This window comes from Vibrio rarus (assembly GCF_024347075.1).
GTDB classification, from domain to species: Bacteria; Pseudomonadota; Gammaproteobacteria; order Enterobacterales; family Vibrionaceae; genus Vibrio; species Vibrio rarus.
In genome coordinates this window covers 1,408,744-1,427,556 of record NZ_AP024900.1, presented here as the reverse complement: position 1 = coordinate 1,427,556, position 18,813 = coordinate 1,408,744, and the positions used below count along the sequence as shown (strand labels likewise).

Here is an 18,813-nt window from a genome sequence, read left to right as displayed (position 1 = left end):
TTAGTACTCCACCGCCGAGTTCCACTCTTCAGGAACATCTACCAATAGGGATTCAAGTAGGGTACCGGTTGCATTCAATACTCGGAACTTTGCGTATTGTTCGGCATATAATGCATCCACATAGCCTTTGCGTGACTCAAATAATTCGTTTTCTGTATTCAGCAAATCCAACAGCGTTCGTCGACCAATTTTGTACTGCTTGTCATAAGCCACTACAGTATCAGAAGCCGCATCAACGTGGTCTGCTAAGAATTCTTTTTGCTGTAAGGTGAGATCTAACGCGCTCCAAGACAGTCGTAAACTCTCTTCAACATTTCGGTAAGCCCTGTCTCTAAGATCTTTTGCTTGATTCATTTGATAGGCTGCTTTGTCTTTTTGAGCACTATCCACGCCACCGTTAAACAGGTTATATCTCATGCGTAAAGTCGCGTTCATTTCATCACGACGACCCGCAACGCCTTCAGCGTCGTCATAGTAGTCATAGCCAGCATCTATGGTGAAAGTGGGTAAATTAGGACTGTTTGATTGCTTATATTGAAATTTAGCCGCATCAACATCAACCCGTGCGGTTTTAATGACGGGATGTTTTTCAATAGCAATATCAATGGCGTCGGTTAGGGTTAACGGGATTTTCGTGACATCGGCTCGAGGGAAAACCAAACCTTGTGGTGATTGCCCAACTAAGCGGGTGAACTGAGTATGGGTATCAAATAAATTGTTTTGCGCGGCCAGCAAGTTGCCATGGGCTTTCGCGATACGCGCTTCTACTTGCGAGAGATCGGCCGTTGAGCCTATCCCTGATTCTGTTCGTTTCTTTATATCTTTAAAAATGCGTTTGTGCGTGGCAAGGTTGCTTTCTGAAAGAGCCAGAATCTCAAATGCTTTTAAAGCATCAAGGTACACTTTAGAGACTTCTAAGGCGGTGTCTGAGGCGTCACTTAATACTTTATAGCGTAAGGACTCAGCTTCAGCCGCTGTACGGTCCATATTGTTGAGCGTATTTGAACCGTCCCAAATTAACTGAGTCAGTCGAATCGATGCATCAATAGCGGTGTAATCGTCATCGCGATTGGTGTCATTTTGATAATTCTCCCAGCCTATACCTGCCGTTAAATCCACTTTAGGGTAGTACTCACGAACCGCTGACTTATTGTCATATAAATAAGACATAAATTCATTGTACGAACTTTTGACAGTTGGATTGGTTTGCAGGGTATGAGAGATCGCCTGTTCTAACGACTGTGCTGATAAAGGGGTGCTAAGCAACGTCGCCAATGTGATTGTGCTTACCTTAAACTTGTGCAAGGTGTACTCCCTAGTAATCCGTTACTGTTGTCAACCAAAATTGAAGCTTTACTTGCTAGCAATACGATATTTGGTCGCTAAGTACATAATAGTAAATAAAAAATCACTTTCAATACGTTAGGTTACGAAAAACGTATAAAAATAATTCAGAGGTTAATGAGATATTACCATGCTGTTGCATTAAAACTAGAGTAAAATTTAAACAGATGGAGTTGGTAGAACACAAACTAGGCAATAAGCTAGTGAGGAGAACACATGGAGAGTATCTCGTTTGCTCAAAATTTAGTAGCAGGTTCAGCCTGGTTGATTGTGGATGCACAAGGCAAACTTAAAATTGCTCCACAAGGTTACACTCCCTTAGAGGGGGATGTGATTATATCTGTTGGCGATAAGCCATTAACTATCCCTGAAGATATTGTCAGTGAACTGAGGGTTTCCATTGTTCAGCAAAATGGAATTCAGTCTGTTAATAGTGGTTCTTTAGTTCAGCAAGTGATTGATTCAAATGAAACTAGTGATGATCGAGCTAATCTGCAAGATGATGAAATAGACGATGATGGTTCAAGTTTAACCACGACAGGTGCGGTGATTCGAGACGGCGCTCAAACGATAGCCAGTACGGATTTTCAGACAGAAGGCATTTTCTCAGATCAATTGACCGTTGAACAAAACAGTGCAATTGAAGAGCTAGTCATTCAATCGGTGGCTATCTTAGACTCTGTGCAAAATACTCCGCCTACTATAGATGTGTTTTTGGTCAATAATTTCGCTGAAGGTGATGATGTCTCCGAAGATGATGTTGTTGCTCAATTTTCCACAAGGGATGCGGATGGTGACAACGTCACTGTTGTTTTATCGGATGAGCAATACTACAAAATAGAAGGTGATGGCAGCGTAGTATTAACAGAGCTTGGTGCGGATAGAGTGAATAGCGGTTATGAGTTACCTCCTTTTCGTCTGACTCCAAATGACGGTCAACAAGACGGTGAGTCAGCATTGATTGATCCTGTGGTGACACCAGCAGAGGATATGCCTAATGGCATACCTGAATTTATCTCAGGAGAGGATCTGGAAGGAGATGCTCCTAACAGTGATGTCTATAACTTCAATGCCCCAGAGGGCAGCGAGCAAGGGTCTTCTGTTGGCATTGTTAGCGCCTTTGATGCGGACGACGATACGTTAACCTATAGCTTTGATGATGGCACGACCACGCAAGGCTATTTTGATATCAATCCTGATACGGGGGAAATTACCCTCAATCAAGATATAGACGATGCACAGTTAGGGGATTACTCGTTAACTGTTAAGGTCATTGATGGCAATGGCGGACAAGACAGCTCCACCGTTAATATTGCTTTAACTAATGTGAACGATGCCCCTGAATTTATCTCAGGAGAGGATCTGGAAGGAGATGCTCCTAATAGCGATGTCTATAACTTCAATGCCCCAGAGGGCAGCGAGCAAGGTGATACTGTTGGCATTGTTAGCGCCTTTGATGCGGACGACGATACGTTAACCTATAGCTTTGATGATGGCACCACCACGCAAGGCTATTTTGATATCAACCCAGATACGGGTGAAATCACTCTTAATCAAGATATAGACGATGCACAATTAGGGGATTACTCGTTAACTGTTAAGGTCATTGATGGCAATGGTGGTGTAGATAGCGCCACCGTTAATATTGCTTTGACTAATGTGAACGATGCCCCTGAATTTATCTCAGGAGAGGATCTGGAAGGAGATGCTCCTAACAGTGATGTCTATAACTTCAATGCCCCAGAGGGCAGCGAGCAAGGTGATACTGTTGGCATTGTTAGGGCCTTTGATGCGGACGACGATACGTTAACCTATAGCTTTGATGATGGCACCACCACGCAAGGCTATTTTGATATCAACCCAGATACGGGTGAAATTACTCTTAATCAAGATATAGATGATGCACAGTTAGGGGATTACTCGTTAACTGTTAAGGTCATTGATGGCAATGGCGGGCAAGACAGCGCCACCGTTAATATTGCTTTGACTAATGTGAACGATGCCCCTGAATTTATCTCAGGAGAGGATCTGGAAGGAGATGCTCCAAATAGCGATGTCTACAATTTCAATGCCCCAGAGGGCAGCGAGCAAGGTGATACTGTTGGCATTGTCAGCGCCTTTGATGCGGACGATGATACGTTAACCTATAGCTTTGATGATGGCACTACCACGCAAGGCTATTTTGATATCAACCCAGATACGGGTGAAATTACCCTCAATCAAGATATAGACGATGCACAATTAGGGGATTACTCCTTAGCCGTTAAGGTCATTGATGGCAATGGTGGTGTAGATAGCGCCACCGTTAATATTGCTTTGACTAATGTGAACGATGCCCCTGAATTTATCTCAGGAGAGGATCTGGAAGGAGATGCTCCTAATAATGATGTTTACAATTTCAATGCGCCAGAGGGCAGCGTGCAAGGGTCTTCTGTTGGCATTGTCAGCGCCTTTGATGCGGATGATGATACGTTAACCTATAGCTTTGATGATGGCACCACCACGCAAGGCTATTTTGATATCAACCCTGATACGGGTGAAATTACCCTCAATCAAGATATAGACGATGCACAATTAGGGGATTACTCCTTAACCGTTAAGGTCATTGATGGCAACGGCGGGCAAGACAGCGCCACTGTTAATATTGCTTTAACTAATGTGAACGATGCCCCTGAATTTATCTCAGGAGAGGATCTGGAAGGAGATGCTCCTAATAGCGATGTCTACAATTTCAATGCGCCAGAGGGCAGCGAGCAAGGTGATACTGTTGGCATTGTTAGCGCCTTTGATGCGGATGATGATACGTTAACCTATAGCTTTGATGATGGCACCACCACGCAAGGCTATTTTGATATCAACCCTGATACGGGTGAAATTACCCTCAATCAAGATATAGACGATGCACAGTTAGGGGATTACTCGTTAACTATTAAAGTCATTGATGGTAATGGCGGGCAAGACAGCGCCACCGTTAATATTGCTTTGACTAATGTGAACGATGCCCCTACGGCGCAAAGTGGTGCTGTTAGTTGTACCGAGGATGTTGGCGTTATATTTAATTGGTCTGATTTTAATGGTCAAGATATTGATAATGCACTATCTGATTTGTCCGTTGTGATTAAATCACTGCCACTTAATGGTGTATTGCAACTGAATGTGGAAGGTGACTGGATCGATATCGGTGTGGGTGACCAAATAATGAGAGCACATATAGACAATGGTGATTTTCGGTTTATGCCGGCGGAAAATGAATCAGGAGATGATGACTTTTCTAATAACGGTGTTGGCGATCAGAAATCCGATTATGCACAGTTTCAATTTGCCATTTCAGACGGTGATAAAGAAAGTACTAGCAAATCTATGACCATTGATATTGCCGCCGTAGCCGATATGCCAAATCTTGTTGTCGATAATGACGATATGGGGGGTGAGGTTGATACCTTTGTCGATTTATGGGATTTAAGTGCCAGTTTGAACGATATCGATGGCAGTGAAGAGCTGAGTGTTTTGATCAGCGGACTTCCTCAGGGGACGGTTGTTAAAGATGCACAGGGCAATAGCATTGTCGTTGGCGATGACGAGGTGGCAGATATTAGTCACTTTGATTGGTCCAGTTTACAAGCGAATGTACCTGAAGTCGGCAGCTACAATGTGGAAGTATCCGCTACCGCAACAGAAAGCAGTAATAGTGATTTTGCCAGTAAAATCATCGTATTACCTTTGGAAATTGTGGCAGCACAAGAGCCTGAAGAAAACGATGCAGCTTGGGGATTGACGCCCAAAAATGGCCTCTCTGTTGTGGAAGGGAATCTCAGTGGTTCCATTGCCATAAAGCTCCTTGAAGGTGGAACGGTTCGTCTTGCCGCTGATGCTCAGTTAATCTTTACTTTTGCTCTAATTGGCTTTAGCGCAGGGTTAGAGGCCAGTGAATTCTCTATTAACTTAACCACTTCAAATGGGTATGAAGCTAGCTCGCAAATTAATGCCGAAGGGAATATTGAGGTGACGATACGCAACATTTCAGGAGATGAGTTAGTTGTGGGAAGAGGTAACTCTGATGATGGTTTGTTGTCTTTGGAAGTGTTAGCTCATTTGGATAACGAGCAAGAGTCTGATGAAGAATTTACCTTGCTGCTTGTTGATGCGAGTATCGGTTCACCTAAACCGTCCCAGGATGAAGTGGATGTCACCATTATAGATGCACCACAAATGTTGCAATTTGCTGTTGATGAAGAGGCGAGTAATGAAATATTAGCTGGACTGGGTGAAGACATATTGGTAGGGACAGCAGGGCAAGATAATTTTGTGTGGAGTGGTGATACTTTAGATGATGGCGTTGATTTTATAACCGATTTCACTATAGATACTGACGCCATTATTCTTGCAGATATTTTAGAACCGACGCAGAGCGATAATATTGATGCCTTGTTGGAAAAAATAGAGGTTAACGTTGTTGGGGAGGATATCACCTTAGACATTGGTCATAATGGTGGAACTCAAACCATCGTCATTCAAGACTCTAGAGAACAGTTTGGTGATCTTATTGGCGATAATGGCAACTTTGATGCTTCAGATATTCTGGATCTATTAGTAATAAAAACAGAATAGTGGCTTGATAGTGGCGGGTAATATTAAAAGGCTTGTGGCTCTTTATTGTTGAGCATATAAAGAGCCGCAACCTTTCAATGATTCATTGCTTACAGACAGTACAGATGATGGTTCGCCCCGATTTTACAAAAAAAGGCTAACACTCACCCAAAGTTGCATTAAAGAACTTTAGCGGCAAAGCCTTTTAGATATAGCCCTTCTGGATAGGCGGTATCGAATAAGTGATCTCTTGATTGAGTAAATGACTCGATAAACTTCACCTCACGGCCGGCATCTAATGCTGCATCAGCGATGATTTTTTGGAATAAACTGGCTTCCATCAAACCGGAGCAAGAATAGGTAAGAAGTGTGCCACCCGGTTTTAAAATTTGTATCGCAAGCATGTTGAGATCTTTATAGCCGCGAGCGCCACTGGTGAGATTGTTTTTTGAGCTGACCATTTTAGGTGGGTCCATGATCACTACATCAAACTGGGTGCCTTGATCGCGATACTCACGCAAAATCTTAAACACATCCGCATTAAGAAAGACCGCTTTTTTAATGTTAAAACCATTGAGTTGCGCATTTTGTTTTGCAATATCTAGAGCAGGCTGTGATACATCAACATTAATCACCCGTTCTGCGCCGGCTTTTAATGCATAAAGGCCAAACCCTCCCGTGTAAGAGAAGCAGTTTAATACTTGCTTACCTTTAACGTATTTCATGGAATGTTGGCGACTGTCACGCTGATCTAAGTAGAAACCAGTTTTATGGCCTGTTTTAATATCAACTTGAATTTTAACGCCATTTTCTTCAATAACGATAGGAGCTGTTGGCTCATCACCGTGTAGCAATCCTACGCGCTCTTCTAAACCTTCTTTCTTGCGCACAGCAACATCAGAACGCTCATAGATAGAACAGTCTGGGAAGCACTCTACAAGGGCTTGTACTATGTTGTCTTTTTGCTTTTCTGCACCGGCACTTAATAACTGGCAGACTAAATAATTTTGGTATTTATCAATAGTAACGCCTGGCATAGAATCAGATTCTGCCGCAATAAGGCGGTAACCGGTCAGTTCGCCGTCACGGATACACTCTTCTCTTAACAGTTGCGCTTGCTGAATGCGCTGTACAAAAAAGGCACTGTCTATGTTTTGTTTAGTAAAGGTCCATACACGTGCACGAATTTGTGAGTGTGGTGAGTACGCCGCTTTAGCGAGCCATTGTCCGTTGTGCGCATAAACATCTACAGTATCACCCAGTTGTGGTTCGCCTGTGACGGTTTCAATGCCTCTCGAAAAAATCCAAGGGTGACGTCGGCGAACAGATTTATCTCGGCCTTTAGCAAGTTTGATGGATGCGCTCATAGAAATGTATGTCTCAAAAGAAATGTGGTCACATTGTCGTGGAAGCACTGCGCAAAAGCAAATAATACCCATCACTGTAAAATAAGTTGTCTGGTTTCTTTTGCAATAAAGATGAAATAAACTACAAAATAATTGGGCAATGGGGGGCGCGCGAAATGGGCGACGCTGTCCGCGTTGTATCTGATTTATATCATTTTAGACAACCACTTAGGTATCAGTGATCTTCTTTTTATTGCGCTCTAAGTAACTCAATAAGGGAAGGGGTGTGACAGTTTTGCAACGTCATATTTTATGAACACCTACTATTTTTCCTATTTAAATGGCTATGTTATGTTCAAAAAACGCATCATTTGTTTGATTATTAGCTTAATGATTTCAACGCTGTGCTTTGGCGAAGGCTTTCGACAGCATGGGGCACATGTACATGGTTATGTGTTATTTGATGTTGCCCAAGACGATAACGATGTATTAATCGATATTGTCGCCCCTGGAATGGATGTAGTGGGGTTTGAGCACGATGTAACAACAGAGACTGACGCTAAGACTATGGCCAATGCCATGGGAATATTGAAGCAGGCGAATGCCATTGTCTCAATGGAGTCGCAAGCACAATGCAAACTATTAACCCAGAAGGTGCAAACCTTTAAAAACTTGCCACCTACGGAAAATACAACGCAACCCAAAAGTGCCATCCATAATCCATTTGCCGATCATAGCACCCACAATAACTTTGACATTCAATATCACTTTACTTGTCAAGCGCCGCAAAAACTACAACACATAGCGGTTCATTGGTTTGACTACTTTTCCAATACTAAAATCATCACTGTCAACTACATTACCAGTCAAGCTCAGTCGGCCCTGTCTCTTGATGCCCAGCATGCCGTGATTCATTTAACGTAAGCGACTTGATGAGATGTATGTCACTTATGCATCAATAAATTCATTCTATAGGAGCAGACGCTATGTCTTCAGTTTGTCAAAAATTTGTCGTCAGTGGGCGAGTTCAAATGGTGGGGTTCCGCTATCATACAGCTCATCAAGGGTTAAAGTTTGGTTTGACGGGGTATGCAAAAAATCTTAATGACGGTCGAGTAGAGGTAATGGCGTGTGGGGAAAGGCAAGCTATCGAAGCGCTGGATGAGTGGCTGAAAGTAGGGCCTAAAACGTCCACCGTTGCCGATGTGGTGAAAATTGAGACGGCATTTAGACACTACTCTGATTTTAAAATTTTATAGCTTGTTAATGACTCGGCATTTTTATAAGCACTTAGCAGGTTTGGGTAAGCCCGCAAGTTTTGTGGCTTGCTTAGCCGGTCCTTGTTTAAATAGCTTAAAGAGATACTTACTGTTGCCTTTTTCCGGTCCGTGGGCTTTTTCTATGGCTTTAACCAGCATGCGCACTGCGGGAGAAGTATTAAATTCCAAATAAAAGTGACGCACAAAGTGAATCACTTCAAGGTGCGCCTCTGTGAGTTCAATCCCTTCGGCTTTTGCTAGCAGGGGGATCATACCTTCTTCCCAATCCTGATGGTTCAGTAAGTAGCCTTGGGCGTCTGTTTCTATGTTTTTTCCATTAAATGTAAACATAGGGAGTTCCTGTTTTCGATACATTGATTTAATTATCATTAAAAAACAAAAAGCCCGCAACCAGTGCGGGCTTAACAAACAGCAGATTAATGAAAATTAATCGTTATTCATGATACCTAGAATGCTTAATAGGCTAATGAATAGGTTATAAATTGACACGTATAGAGTAATGGTTGCCGAGATGTAGTTTGTTTCACCACCACGGATAATTTGTTGTGTTGTCAACAAGATGGCACCTGTGGAGAACAACACAAACATACCACTCATAGCCAAGTGGATGATTGGCATTTGTAGGAATATGTTGGCTACCATTCCAATCAGCAGAACCACAAAGCCAGCCATTAGTACGCCGCCAAGGAAAGAAAGATCACGTTTAGTGGTCAAGGCATAAGCCGATGCTCCCATAAACGCCAGCGCCGTACCGCCAAGGGCTGTCACTATAGTGTCACCCATGCCAGCACCAATATACATATTTAGGATAGGGCCGGTGGTGTAACCAAGGAATCCAGTAAATAGGAAGGTAAATACTAAGCCCATGCTGTTGTTACGGTTCTTTTCGGTTAAGAAGAGCAGTCCGTAAAAGCCAACAAGCATAAGAATAAGCCCAGGACGGGGCAGGTTCATCGCCATAGAGATGCCGGCAACCACGGCAGACCAAAGCAATGTTAGTGATAATAAGAAGTAGGTGTTACGCAGAACCTTATTGGTTTGTAACACACTATCTTGTGAGCGAGTGCGTGATACCATTGGACTGTTCATAATGTTCCTCAAAGACCTTTTAATTAATTAGTATAGATATATGGCGAAAAGTTCCATTTTTCAAGTATAGCGTTCGCCTAAGCCACATTGATATTAAGCAAATAGTACTACGGTGTGAACTGGAAAGTGTAACAACCAGTAACAGCTAGTGACTTTTACGTGAAAAAGGGTGGCCCTATCTGCCACCCTTGAAATATTCCACGATGGACATTAATGGTGCAATATTTGTGATAAAAAGTTTTGGGTTCGGTCAGACTGTGGGTTTTCAAAGAAATCAACAGGATTGTTTTCTTCAATAATCTCACCGGCATCCATGAAGATAACGCGATCGGCGACCTCTTTGGCAAACCCCATTTCGTGCGTCACGCACAGCATGGTCATGCCTTCGTCTGCCAGTTCCACCATAACATCTAAAACTTCACGCACCATCTCAGGATCCAACGCTGAGGTCGGTTCGTCAAAAAGCATTACTTGCGGGTTCATGCATAAAGAGCGAGCAATGGCCACACGTTGTTGCTGCCCGCCAGATAACTGACCTGGGTATTTGTCCGCTTGATCTGGGATTTTTACCCGCTCTAGATACTTCATCGCTACAGCTTCTGCTTCCCCCTTAGGCATTTTTTTCACCCAGATAGGGGCTAGGGTGCAATTTTCTAAAACGGTGAGGTGCGGGAACAAATTAAAGTGCTGAAAACACATGCCGACTTCTCTGCGTACCGCTTCAATGTTTTTCAGATCTTCGGTTAGCTCCGTTCCAGAAACAAAAATATGCCCCCTTTGATGCTCTTCTAAGCGGTTAATGCAGCGAATCATGGTCGATTTACCGGAGCCTGAAGGGCCACAGATAACGATTTTCTCGCCTTTTTTAACACTTAGGTTGATGTTTTTAAGTACGTGAAACTCACCGTACCACTTATTCATGTCTTCCAACTGGATCATGTAATCTTGATGTTGCGTCATAATACGTCCTTGATAATTATCGTTTGTGGCCGGTGTTTAGTTTGTTTTCTAACCATATCGAGTATCTCGACATACCAAAACAAAACACCCAAAACACTAACGCGACAAATACATAACTTTCAATGGCAAAGCCAAGCCATTCTGGGTCGGTGTTAGCCGATTGTCCAATACCCAATACATCGAACATACCAATGATGAGTACAAGACTGGTGTCTTTAAATAAACCAATAAAGGTGTTTACAATTGAAGGGATGGTAATTTTAAGGGCTTGTGGAAGAATGATTAAACGCATTTTCTTCCAATATGTGAGCCCTAACGCATCCGCCGCCTCATATTGTCCCTTAGGGATCGCTTGCAGGCCACCGCGCACAACTTCTGCCATGTATGCGGCGCTAAATAGTACCACACCTACCAGTGCACGAATCAGTTTGTCAGTGTCCATTCCTTCAGAAAGAAACAGCGGTAACATGACCGATGCCATAAATAGCACGGTAATAAGTGGTACACCACGCCAAACTTCAATATACACAGTACACATACTGCGAATGATGGGCATCTCAGAGCGACGGCCTAAGGCCAGAGCAACGCCAATAGGTAAAGAAACCACAATGCCCACTAAAGCGATAATAAGAGTGACTAATAATCCGCCCCATTTGTGGGTATCAACCACTTCTAGGCCAAACACTCCACCGTAAAGTAAAGCGGCGATGAGAAATGGATAAATATTGACAAAAAACAGCCAAATCCAAGTGCGTTTAGGGGTTTTTTCATACATTAATGCCGCAATAAACAGCGCTAAGGTGGCATAAAATAGGCGAGGTCGCCACAGTTCGGCTTCTGGGTAAAAGCCATACATGAACTGCTCCCAGCGCACACTGATAAACACCCAACACGCCCCAGCACTGCTGCAGTCATCTCGGGTTGTGCCTATCCAGTCGGCATTGATAAATGCCCAGCTAAAAATATGGCTGATAAGTACAAATGCAAGATAGCCTAAAATTAGGGTAACGATGCTATTTAAAGGGGTACTAAAAAGGTTTTTTCTCATCCAACCGACAACACCTACAGAGTTTGATGGGGGCGGCAGATCCGGTTGAAACTGATGTATGCTCATATTATCTCTCCACCAAAGCCACTTTCTTGTTATAGATATTCATGATCAACGAAGTGAGTAGACTCAGGGTTAAGTAGACTCCCATGGTCATGGCAATAATCTCAATGGCTTGTCCTGTTTGGTTTAAGGTTGTACCGGCAAATACTGAAACGAGATCAGGGTAACCAATAGCCATCGCCAGGGATGAGTTTTTGGTTAGGTTTAAATATTGGCTGGTAAGGGGGGGGATAATAATCCGTAGTGCTTGTGGGATAACCACTAGGCGCAGTGTACGACTGCGTGGCAAACCAAGGGACATGGCCGCCTCGGTTTGACCATGACTCACCGCATTGATGCCAGAGCGGACAATTTCTGCAATGAAGGCCGCTGTGTAAATACTCAGTGCAAGGGTGAGGGCGGCAAGCTCAGGTATGATGCTGATGCCCCCTTTAAAGTTAAAGCCTTTTAATTCTGGGAATTCAGCGCTAATTGGCATACCCGCAATAAAGTAAGCAGCTAAAGTGAGCACTAAAATTAATGCCATAGAGATGCGTCCCACTGGCGTCTGTCGACCGGTGAGTTTTTGTTTGTTTTTAGCCCAAATGGCAATAAAAATTGAGGCAACAAGAGCGATGACTAAGGCTGCGAGCACTAGACCACTGCCGTCATTAAATACGGGAGCGGGGAAGAACAGTCCGCGTACATTCAAAAACACCGCTTCACCAAGACTCAAACTTTGTCGTGGGGATGGCAGGGCTTGCAGTACGGCAAAATACCAAAAGAAAATCTGTAATAAGAGAGGGATGTTACGGAATATCTCAATATACACCGCAGCTAAGCGACTGACCAACCAGTTACTAGACAGCCTTGCAATACCCATAATAAAACCAAGTACCGTCGCAAAAAAGATACCTAGCATAGACACTAAGGCGGTATTAATCAGTCCTACAAAAAAGGTGCGTCCATAACTGAAGGTTTCATCGTACTCGATAAGGTGAAGGCCAATGCCAAATCCCGCTTCTTTTGATAGAAAATCAAAACCTGTGGCAATACCACGTGCATCGAGGTTACTTAACGCATTGTTGACTATGGTGTAAAAAAACCAAACAAGAGCAAGTACCGCGATAATTTGAAACGCTACTGCTCTGAATGTGGGGTTATAAAGAAGGTTGGAACTCTTTGCCGCCGAAGCGTCATTGCTCGGCGTTATTTTTGGTGGCGTCATACTGCTAACCTTTTATCAAATCCATTTAAACAAAAAGGCGGCGAAGCCGCCCTTAGGTTACTACAACAGGATTGGCTTAGCGCATTGGTGGCGCGTACATAAAGCCACCCGCATTCCATAGTGCATTAACACCACGGTTAATTTGTAGAGGAGAGCCAGTACCTACAGTACGCTCAAAGCTTTCACCATAGTTACCCACTTGCTTAATGACTTGGTAACCCCAATCGTCCTTAAGACCTAGAGCAGTGCCTTTTGGACCGTCAACACCTAAAATACGTTTTACATTTGGATCCGAAGACTTCAGCATCGCATCCGCATTTTTCGATGTAATACCGTACTCTTCGGCATTAATCATGGCATTGAGTGTCCATTTTGCCACATTAAACCATTTATCATCACCTTGACGAACGACAGGGCCTAGAGGCTCTTTAGAGATGATTTCTGGTAGAACGATAGCTTTGGTAGGATCTTTCAGGTTTAAACGCAGTGCGTATAAGCCAGATTGGTCTGTGGTTAGAACGTCGCATCGTCCAGCGTCAAATCCTGCTGATGTTTGTGCTGCTGTATCAAAGACCACAGGTTTGTACTCCATGCCACTGGCGCGGAAGTAGTCAGCAAGGTTAAGCTCGGTCGTCGTACCAGACTGAACACACACAGCCGCACCATCAAGCTCTTTAGCACTTGCCACGCCTAATTCTTTCTTCACCATGAAACCTTGGCCGTCGTAATAGTTCACGCCAACAAAGTTAAGACCAAGAGCGGTATCACGGTGTTGTGTCCAAGTCGTGTTTCGCGATAGAACATCAATTTCACCCGATTGCAATGCAGTAAATCGCTCTTTTGCTGTAAGAGGAACATATTTAACTTTGGATTTATCACCCAATACCGCAGCGGCGAGAGCTTGACAGTATTCTACGTCAATACCTTCCCATTCGCCTTTGGAGTTAGGGTTAGAGAAGCCGGGTAGGCCTGTACTCACGCCACACGTGAGAGAGCCTGCCGCTAAAACTTTGTCTAGCGTACTATCTGCAGCTGACGCCGAAGTGGCCATAACCGCTGTCGAAGCCGCGACAACTGAAGCTAGAATTGTGAGTTTATTCGCCATCTATTTGTATCCTTTCTGTAAAGTCCATGATTGATGAGGCATTATCAAGTGCTACCTTGTTTTTGTTGCAAAAGTGAATTCAATTGAACGAATCACCAATTTGGGGCATATTTCTAACACCCATATACAAAGTAGTAGAGGTTGCTAAGTATCTCAATTAATTACAAATTGTGATTTACTCTGCCTAACCACTCTAGGATGGCTAAATGTTATCTATTTGTAAATAGTGCGAAAGTGGGCGGTTTTGGGGAATCGGATAAATCCCTTAAAAACATCAATCAAACTGGTTTTTTATCTCGATAGCGTTAAAGGCGTTGGTTTAAAGTTCTAATTTTTTCATTATTACAGAGGATTAGTTTGATTGTCATTTATTTATGCAAAATGTACGCACCAAAATAGTGAGCCCTGAGAGAATCTTTACGTTAACAAACAAGGAACAGTATGCGATATTTTCCTCTATTTTATGATCTTCATCACAAGCCAGTATTGGTGGTAGGAGGGGGCGATGTTGCCAGTAGAAAAGTGGAAAGCCTCATTAACGCAGGTGCCCATGTCTCGGTAGTGTCACCCACTTTAGATCCATTTCTTGTAGGGCTGTATAACACGCAACAAATCAGTTGGATAAAAGGCTTTTATCAGAGTCATTTAATTGATGAGTTTATTCAGATCTGGGCGACTACAGATAATCCAGAATTGAATCATCGAGTGCATAAAGATGCAAAATTAGCGGGGATTATGGTTAATGTGGTGGACGATACTGAGTATTGTGATTTCATTACTCCTTCGATGATCAGCCGCGGCCGTATTCAAGTGGCCTTTTCCAGTGGAGGAGGTTCACCTGTATTGATCCGCAATTTGAGGCGCACTTTTGAAGCGGTTTTGCCACAAAACTTAGGTTTGCTTGCAGATTTTGCGGCATCTAAACGCAACGACATTAAATCAAAGCTGCCCGATGTGACTCGTCGACGTTTATTTTGGGAGTATTTTTTTGAGTCACAGCAAGTGAAGCGGGCGAAAGATAACGTTGAATTACAAGCGTGTTACAACACTATAGTGGCAAGCAATCAGTTTGATCCTAGCTACCAAGTGACTTGGATTGAAACAGGCCGTGATTTTGAAATGTTGACTCTAAAAGCCCTAAGTGTCATGCAGTCAGCAGAATGTGTTCTTTATGAGCACGGTGTTGAGCCTGTGTTTATTGAAGGGTGTCGTAGAGATGCACAGCGAGATACATGGAAAAGCGTGCCGCACCTGCAACACCAGTTGGCCATACAACAGCAAAACAAATGCGCAGTGGTGGTGTTAATCGCAGAACTATCACCAGCATTACAAGCAGAGTTGTCATTAGGTTGTGGTGAGATTAAGATCCTCCGTTACGCGAGGCAATCTAGCTAGGCTATCTATTGTAAGCTAGATGCCAAGGTTACCAAGGAGGCAGATTCTCGGCCTTCTTGTGCACTTAAAATAAAATAAACAATAAATACAAGTCATTAACGAGGGAAACATGTCATCTTTTAACACTCGCTGCCCGTATTGTCAGGGGCTGAATCGTGTACCTAATCACCGTATTTCTGAGACCGCAAAATGTGGAAAATGCAAACAAGCCTTATTTGATGGCATGCCTATAGAAGGCACCAGCGATAACTTTTCGGCTTTATTGCAAAGTGATACGCCAGTCGTGGTGGATTTCTGGGCCCCATGGTGCAACCCTTGTGTAGGATTTGCTCCTGTATTTTCCGAGGCAGCGCAACAACGCAATGGCCAACTACGTTTTGTGAAAATAGATACCGAGGCTCAACAAGCTCTAGCCAGCCAATTTCAAATTAGGAGCATACCTACAATTATGCTGTTTAAAAATGGGCAACGGGTGGACATGATTAATGGCGCTTTGCCAAAATCTCAATTTGAACAATGGTTAACGCAAGCGCTATTAAAATAGTGCGTCTATCGGCAGTACAGCGGTAGAGCAATGGACCGTTGCGAGCGAATGGTTTTTTGGCATTTTGGCATAAAAAAAGCGAGGGGCATATCCCTCGCTTTTTGCTATAAATTCAGCTCAGTGATGGGCTCATTTTAATTAGTCTCTAAAGTTTTCATACTGAAATGGCTGACCTAAATCGGCACTTTTGATCAGTGTAATAGCCCCTTGTAGATCATCACGTTTTTTACCTGTGATACGGACTTTCTCACCTTGGATGCTCGCCTGAACTTTGAGTTTGGCTTCTTTTATCAGCTTGACTAATTTCTTCGCCATCTCTTTATCAATACCTTGCTTAAACAACACGGTTTGATACCAGTTTTTGCCTGAGGCTTCTTCTTTTTGAGAGTCCATAGTGTTTACGTCAACACTACGTTTGGTCAGATTGCCTCGTAAGATGTCACGCATTTGCTTTAGCTGAAACTCGGCTTCAGCGATAAGTTTGACCGAATCGTCTTTAAATTCAAAACTGGCTTGTACGCCACGAAAATCAAAGCGGGTGGCCAGTTCACGGTTGGCGTTTTCAACAGCGTGACGTAGTTCAACAGATTCGACTTCTGAAACAATGTCAAATGACGGCATCAATTTCTCCTTAAAGTTGTGTTTTTACAGCGTCAGACAGTATATCAAGCATTTCCACAGTATGCGCCCAGCTTAAGCATGGATCTGTGATAGATTTACCGTACTGTAATGCATTGAGATCATCCATTGGCTGATTGCCTTCTTCTATAAAGCTTTCTGCCATAATTCCGGCAATAGAATGACTACCCGATTTAATTTGAGCGGCAATATCTTTGGCGACGTCCAGTTGTTTACGATGTTGTTTTTGACAGTTAGCATGGCTAAAGTCCACCACCACACGTTGCGCTAAACCCACTTCACCAAGGGCTTGACATGCTTTAGCCACAGAGTGTTGATCAAAGTTAGGTCCAGTATCACCACCACGCAAAATTACATGACCATGAGGGTTGCCGGCAGTGCGATATACCGTCATACGGCCATTTTTATCCGGTGAATAAAAATAGTGTGAGGCTTTTGAAGCGCGAACTGCGTCAATGGCAATTTTTACACTGCCATTGGTGCCGTTTTTAAAGCCCACAGGACAAGATAAAGCTGAGGCCATTTCTCTATGAATTTGTGACTCCGTGGTGCGCGCGCCAATAGCGCCCCATGAAATCAGGTCGGTAATATATTGACCGGTGATCATATCTAGAAATTCAGTGGCAGTAGCTAGACCCAGTTTATTGATATCAAGCAGAAGTTGACGCGCTTTATTTAAGCCCGTTTCCAAAGCATAAGAGCCATCTAGGTTAGGGTCAGTGATGAGACCTTTCCAGCCAATGATAGTGCGAGGCTTTTCAAAATAGGTACGCATTACAAGGAACAATTGATCCTTGTACTGATCTTGAATTGCCGCCAGGCGGGTCGCGTAATCCATTGCCGCTTCAGTATCATGAATTGAACAAGGCCCAACGATGACTAACAAACGTTTATCATCGCCATTTAAAATGGCTTCAATTTGCTGACGTGCGCTTGCTATACGAGCACCGATTTCAACGGTTAAAGGGTGGCTGTTTGATAATTCTGCAGGTGTTGGCATTGGCCCAAGAGGTTGGGTACGCAACTCATCTGTTTTTAGAGTCATAATGTGTCGTCTTCTTCTTTCGAAATTGGCTCAACGATAACGGAATTATGCTTGTGAATAAACGTTAATAATCTAAATTATCAAAAATCGCCTAAATAAGAGTCATTGTAGGGGGCATGATTGCCACTTTAACAACCATAGATGCCAGAAGAATGAACAAATAATCACTTTATTAACTGAAATTATGATTTGGCTATTTGAAACATTAATATGAGGTGGTATTTTGGAATCAATATCGAAAAAAATTGAATAGGGACGCAAATGGCTAACACGCTAAATCCGGGAATTATTTTGGGCAACGCTTTGCAACAACGCAACGAGAACGCAGATCATGTGTTTCTTTCGTTAGGTGATGTGATTCAAGAGCGTGTGTTTTTTCATCCAGCCATTATCGGCCAACCACAAGATCTCAGTGATAGCGATCGCATGGCACTGGATGCGGTAGTAAATGGACAAGACTTAAAAGCATTTTATTTAGCCGCGCTACATGCAGCAGCAGAAGAATTAGCGCTAAGTGAACACAAACGAGTGCGCGTTCAGCTAAGCAATAGTGACAGCAGTGCCTTGTCTACCTTGATTGCCGGCAGTGTTGAAACCACAGAGCTTAACCCTATGTTGGGTGCCCGCGGTGTGTCTCGTTATTCTATTGACTTGTATAAGTCGAGCTTTGCACTTGAATGTGAATTTATAAAGCAATTACGAGACAAAGGCATCGATGTCGAAATCGTTGTTCCTTTTGTGCGCAGCCTCAGTGACGCAGCTAAAGTGATTGATAATCTAGCAGAGCAAGGACTTCCTCGTGGTTTAAACGGCTTAAAAGTCTTATTTGGTGCTGATACTCCGTCTGCGGCACTACTTGCAGAGCGTTTACTTAAGTACTTCGATGGTGTGTGTGTGGATCTTGCTTCTTTAGCGCAATTGACATTAGGCATCGATAGAAACAATGAGTTAGTGGCAACGGTGTATAACGATGAACATGAGTCGGTAATAGAGATGCTTACTCTGATTGTTTCTCAAGCTATCGCTGCAGGTAAAGGGTGCATTATCCTTACTGAACAACTAGAGCAAAAAGCCAAGCTACAAGAGTACTTAGTAGAGTACCCACAATGCGACATTATTAATGTGCAATAGTGCTGTGCATGAGTGACTAACAAAGTGGGT

16 protein-coding genes are annotated in these 18,813 nt (G+C 43.2%); 6 read left to right on the top strand and 10 right to left on the bottom strand.

The annotated features are described in order from the left end of the window. Positions 1–1,305, bottom strand: coding sequence for a TolC family outer membrane protein (locus OCU56_RS06695; RefSeq protein ID WP_261872461.1), 1,305 nt, complete (start codon positions 1,303–1,305; stop codon positions 1–3). 255 nt (positions 1,306–1,560) lie between these two features. Here OCU56_RS06695 and OCU56_RS06690 point away from each other — a divergent pair, with 255 nt between their 5' ends. Continuing rightward, positions 1,561–5,952, top strand: a complete 4,392-nt coding sequence (locus OCU56_RS06690; RefSeq protein ID WP_261874738.1) for a cadherin domain-containing protein — start codon at positions 1,561–1,563, stop codon at positions 5,950–5,952. Between the two features lie 158 nt (positions 5,953–6,110). Here the strand turns inward: OCU56_RS06690 and OCU56_RS06685 are convergent, their stop codons facing one another. Then, positions 6,111–7,298, bottom strand: coding sequence for a class I SAM-dependent methyltransferase (locus OCU56_RS06685; RefSeq protein WP_261874737.1), 1,188 nt, complete (start codon positions 7,296–7,298; stop codon positions 6,111–6,113). A 291-nt stretch (positions 7,299–7,589) separates the two neighbouring features. Here OCU56_RS06685 and OCU56_RS06680 point away from each other — a divergent pair, with 291 nt between their 5' ends. Both OCU56_RS06680 and yccX read left to right on the top strand, forming a co-directional pair. Continuing rightward, positions 7,590–8,201 (top strand): DUF2796 domain-containing protein, encoded by a 612-nt coding sequence (locus OCU56_RS06680; RefSeq protein WP_261874736.1) that lies wholly within the window; start codon positions 7,590–7,592, stop codon positions 8,199–8,201. A 62-nt stretch (positions 8,202–8,263) separates the two neighbouring features. Then, on the top strand, positions 8,264–8,536 hold the full coding sequence (gene yccX, locus OCU56_RS06675) for an acylphosphatase (RefSeq protein ID WP_261874735.1): 273 nt from the start codon (positions 8,264–8,266) through the stop codon (positions 8,534–8,536). 21 nt (positions 8,537–8,557) lie between these two features. On the opposite strand, the gene OCU56_RS06670 is transcribed toward yccX, so the two are convergent. From OCU56_RS06670 to OCU56_RS06645, 6 genes are all read right to left on the bottom strand, one after another. Beyond that, positions 8,558–8,887, bottom strand: a complete 330-nt coding sequence (locus OCU56_RS06670) for a TusE/DsrC/DsvC family sulfur relay protein (RefSeq protein ID WP_261874734.1) — start codon at positions 8,885–8,887, stop codon at positions 8,558–8,560. A gap of 96 nt (positions 8,888–8,983) precedes the next feature. Further along, complete coding sequence (locus OCU56_RS06665; RefSeq protein ID WP_261874733.1) at positions 8,984–9,646, bottom strand: Bax inhibitor-1/YccA family protein; 663 nt, start codon at positions 9,644–9,646, stop codon at positions 8,984–8,986. A gap of 210 nt (positions 9,647–9,856) precedes the next feature. Further along, complete coding sequence (locus OCU56_RS06660) at positions 9,857–10,606, bottom strand: amino acid ABC transporter ATP-binding protein (RefSeq protein WP_261874732.1); 750 nt, start codon at positions 10,604–10,606, stop codon at positions 9,857–9,859. 16 nt (positions 10,607–10,622) lie between these two features. Continuing rightward, entirely contained in the window at positions 10,623–11,720 is a 1,098-nt protein-coding gene (locus OCU56_RS06655; protein ID WP_261874731.1) for an amino acid ABC transporter permease, read from the bottom strand. A 1-nt stretch (position 11,721) separates the two neighbouring features. Continuing rightward, positions 11,722–12,924 carry an amino acid ABC transporter permease gene (locus OCU56_RS06650; RefSeq protein ID WP_261874730.1) on the bottom strand — a complete coding sequence of 401 codons (1,203 nt, stop codon included), beginning with the start codon at positions 12,922–12,924 and terminating at the stop codon, positions 11,722–11,724. A gap of 76 nt (positions 12,925–13,000) precedes the next feature. Then, positions 13,001–14,029, bottom strand: coding sequence for an amino acid ABC transporter substrate-binding protein (locus OCU56_RS06645; RefSeq protein WP_261874729.1), 1,029 nt, complete (start codon positions 14,027–14,029; stop codon positions 13,001–13,003). A gap of 441 nt (positions 14,030–14,470) precedes the next feature. On the opposite strand from OCU56_RS06645, the gene OCU56_RS06640 reads away from it, so the two are divergent. Next, positions 14,471–15,424: a precorrin-2 dehydrogenase/sirohydrochlorin ferrochelatase family protein gene (locus tag OCU56_RS06640; protein ID WP_261874728.1), complete on the top strand. Its 954-nt coding sequence runs from the start codon at positions 14,471–14,473 to the stop codon at positions 15,422–15,424. Between the two features lie 109 nt (positions 15,425–15,533). Continuing rightward, on the top strand, positions 15,534–15,968 hold the full coding sequence (gene trxC / locus OCU56_RS06635) for a thioredoxin TrxC (protein WP_261874727.1): 435 nt from the start codon (positions 15,534–15,536) through the stop codon (positions 15,966–15,968). Positions 15,969–16,106: 138 nt separating this feature from the next. On the opposite strand, the gene OCU56_RS06630 is transcribed toward trxC, so the two are convergent. Both OCU56_RS06630 and OCU56_RS06625 read right to left on the bottom strand, forming a co-directional pair. After that, positions 16,107–16,589: a YajQ family cyclic di-GMP-binding protein gene (locus OCU56_RS06630; protein WP_261874726.1), complete on the bottom strand. Its 483-nt coding sequence runs from the start codon at positions 16,587–16,589 to the stop codon at positions 16,107–16,109. Positions 16,590–16,599: 10 nt separating this feature from the next. Next, positions 16,600–17,652 carry a 3-deoxy-7-phosphoheptulonate synthase gene (locus tag OCU56_RS06625; protein WP_261874725.1) on the bottom strand — a complete coding sequence of 351 codons (1,053 nt, stop codon included), beginning with the start codon at positions 17,650–17,652 and terminating at the stop codon, positions 16,600–16,602. 261 nt (positions 17,653–17,913) lie between these two features. Between OCU56_RS06625 and OCU56_RS06620 the strand changes: the two genes are divergently transcribed. Continuing rightward, positions 17,914–18,783: a putative PEP-binding protein gene (locus tag OCU56_RS06620; protein WP_261874724.1), complete on the top strand. Its 870-nt coding sequence runs from the start codon at positions 17,914–17,916 to the stop codon at positions 18,781–18,783. The last annotated feature ends 30 nt before the right edge of the window (positions 18,784–18,813 follow it).